This is a genomic window from Pseudomonas sp. P5_B2, assembly GCF_056400445.1.
Window position 1 is genome coordinate 1 of record NZ_JBFULH010000623.1, and the last position, 2,312, is coordinate 2,312.

Annotated in this window: 2 protein-coding genes; one reads left to right on the plus strand and one right to left on the minus strand. The window is 57.5% G+C overall.

What is annotated here, in order from left to right:
* Positions 1-199 precede the first annotated feature (199 nt).
* Positions 200-877 (minus strand): isonitrile hydratase, encoded by a 678-nt coding sequence (inhA, locus tag AC1DRJ_RS24835; protein WP_477804490.1) that lies wholly within the window; start codon positions 875-877, stop codon positions 200-202.
* 90 nt (positions 878-967) lie between these two features.
* Between inhA and AC1DRJ_RS24840 the strand changes: the two genes are divergently transcribed.
* Positions 968-1,951 (plus strand): GlxA family transcriptional regulator, encoded by a 984-nt coding sequence (locus tag AC1DRJ_RS24840; RefSeq protein ID WP_477804491.1) that lies wholly within the window; start codon positions 968-970, stop codon positions 1,949-1,951.
* Positions 1,952-2,312 lie beyond the last annotated feature (361 nt).

A 2,312-nucleotide genomic window follows, 5' to 3' on the forward strand; every position in this document is an offset into this window, starting at 1 on the left:
CGCGGTGGTAGCTATGTCGTCTGTTGCAAATTGGATCCGACACGTAATCTAACCCCATCAACTGAAGCACAGGAAGCGCTTCAGGATCACGGACGATCGACCATCAGCAAGGATTGGCTACCGACAGGGAGTCGACAATGGTCTTGGGAAAACCCGCTTCGGCGGGTTTTTTTTCGCCTGTCGAAAAGTCTGGTGCTGCTTAGAGCCTGGCCGCTGCCCGTTCGGTGATTTGGGCCCGTAGCTCAAGTGACGCGGCTGCACGGCGATGCGCCTCGGCCAGAACACTCTGCGGGGCTGTGTCAGGGCTGCCCGACTGGAAGGGTGGTGCCGGGGCATATTCCAGCTGTAACTGCACCAGTTGCGCCGTGTCTTTATCGAACAATTCTGCCGCCAGGGTCAGGGCAAAATCGATCCCAGCGGTAATCCCGCCACCGGTCAGCAGATTGCCATCGCGTACCACACGGTCCTTCACCGGGATCGCACCCAGTGGCTTGAGCAGTTCGTGGTAGGCCCAGTGGGTCGTAGCCCGTTTGCCCTTGAGCAACCCGGCGGCGCCGAGCACCAGCGCACCGGTGCAAACCGATGTGACATACCGCGCGTTGGCAGCTTGAGCCTTGATGAAGACCAGGGTTTGTTCATCCTCCATCAACGGCCCGACACCGCCGCCGCCAGGCACGCAAATCACATCCAGCGCCGGACAATCGTCGAATGTCACGGTGGGTTTCAGCATTAGACCGGTGCTCGCGGTAACCGGCACCAGGTCCTTCCAGACCAAATGCACCTTCACGTCCGGCAATGAGGCCAATACGTCGTAAGGGCCTGTCAGGTCGAGTTGCTGAACCTGAGGAAACAACAGAAAACCGATCTGCAACGTCATGGCTTATTTCTCCTGAAGTGAGTGGACGTCTTCACTGTAGGCTCGTAGGATTTGGCGTATCCGCCAATTACCCCACGAATTACGCCAATCATGCCGAAAGCCATTCACGTGCTCGCGTTTACCAATGTGCAACTGCTCGACGTCACCGGGCCCTTGCAGGTATTTGCCTCGGCCAACGACATTGCTCGCCAGAAAGGGCTGCCGCCGCCCTATGCACCCTCGGTAATTGCCTGCGGTGGCGGGGCTGTGATGTCGTCGGCGGGGCTGGCGCTATYGGCCGAAGCATTGCCCGAGGGCGGTAGTGACACGCTGATCATTGCCGGTGGCTGGGGCGTTTACGCGGCGGCAGAAGACGAGTCGCTGGTGGCGTGGGTACGTGAACATGCGGCAGCTTGTCGGCGGGTATCGTCGGTGTGTACCGGTGCGTTTTTGTTGGCGGCCAGTGGGTGGCTCGATGGCCGGCGGGTGGTCACGCACTGGACGCGTTGTGAGCAGTTGGCGCAGCAACATCCGCGCCTTCACGTCGAACCCAACCCAATCTTCATCAACGACGGACCGGTCTGGACTTCGGCCGGGGTCACGGCAGGCATCGACCTCGCCTTGGCCATGGTCGAAGAGGACCTAGGCCGCAACATGGCCTTGGAAGTCGCCCAACAACTGGTGGTATTCCTCAAGCGTCCGGGTGGGCAGTCGCAGTTTAGCGTTACATTGTCATTGCAGAAAGAAGGCAACCGTTTCGACGAACTTCACGCCTGGATCAGTGAGAATCTGACCAAAGACCTCGGTATTCCAACGCTGGCCTTGCAGGCAGGCATGAGCGAGCGCAGCTTTGTGCGCCACTTTCGCGCGGACACCGGGCAAACCCCGGCGCGAGCCATTGAATTGATCCGGGTCGAAACGGCGCGACGGTTGCTCAGCGATACCGGCGTGCCGATCAAACGGGTGGCGATGCAATGTGGCTTTGGCAGCGAAGAGACGTTGCGTCGCAGTTTTTTGAGGGCCATGGGCGTAACCCCGCAGGCTTATCGCGAGCGGTTTTCGGTCAGTGGTGCAGTCGACTCAGTAACGTTTTAAGGGCGCCTGGGGATGTTCTGCAAGTTGTAGCCGCCCCGTGTCAACTGACAACTAACCCTCTTCGGTCACACGTAGACTACTGGGGGAGGGCGGCAACGAGGAAAAATGAATTCCTCGTCGGAAGGGAGTGGTTTCTGTGTTTAAAGGAGGATGGTTAAGGTATTCAGTGCAATTCTTTATGCGGGTAGTGTGCGCGTCATTGACCTTGTTGTTTTTGTCATTAACTTGAAGAAGCGACTTTGTTATGCTCGTTTTTAAATTCATTATCTCGGTATGATAGACCGCTTGGTCAGCTTCGATAGACCTGGAGTGGAATCTGTATGCCCCAATCATTCTTGGCAATTTCAAGTCTTTATTAGCA